This is a genomic window from Pseudomonas sp. FSL R10-0399 (assembly GCF_009600165.1).
In the GTDB taxonomy this organism is placed as follows: domain Bacteria; phylum Pseudomonadota; class Gammaproteobacteria; order Pseudomonadales; family Pseudomonadaceae; genus Aquipseudomonas; species Aquipseudomonas helleri.
Window position 1 is genome coordinate 1 of sequence record NZ_WIWK01000331.1, and the last position, 302, is coordinate 302.

At 57.9% G+C, this 302-nt stretch carries 1 protein-coding gene; it reads right to left on the reverse strand.

All coding sequences use genetic code 11. The annotated features are described in order from the left end of the window. Window positions 1-302: IS66 family transposase zinc-finger binding domain-containing protein (locus GHO41_RS30855; protein ID WP_178126638.1), on the reverse strand; the 302-nt coding region annotated here is incomplete at both ends.

Genomic DNA, 302 nt, shown 5'->3' on the forward strand with positions numbered 1-302 from the left:
AAGGTTTCGCAGTTGTCACAGACCCATTTGCCACGAATATGCCGTTCAACGCTGAACACGCCTGGCGTGTAGTCGAGCTTTTCGCTGACGTCTTCGCCGATGCGCTTGAGGGCGCAGCCGCATTGGCACTGGGTGTTTTCAGGTTCGTGATGAATCAGCGTGCGCGGAAACTCGGCAGGCAACGCAGTGCGCTTGGGTTGCTGGCGGGCTACTAATTGCGCAGGTTTTGGTGCCAGGATTTCAAGCTCTGCTTCGATGGCGGCCAGGTCGGTCTCAATCAGGTCGTCGAGCAAGCTGGCCTG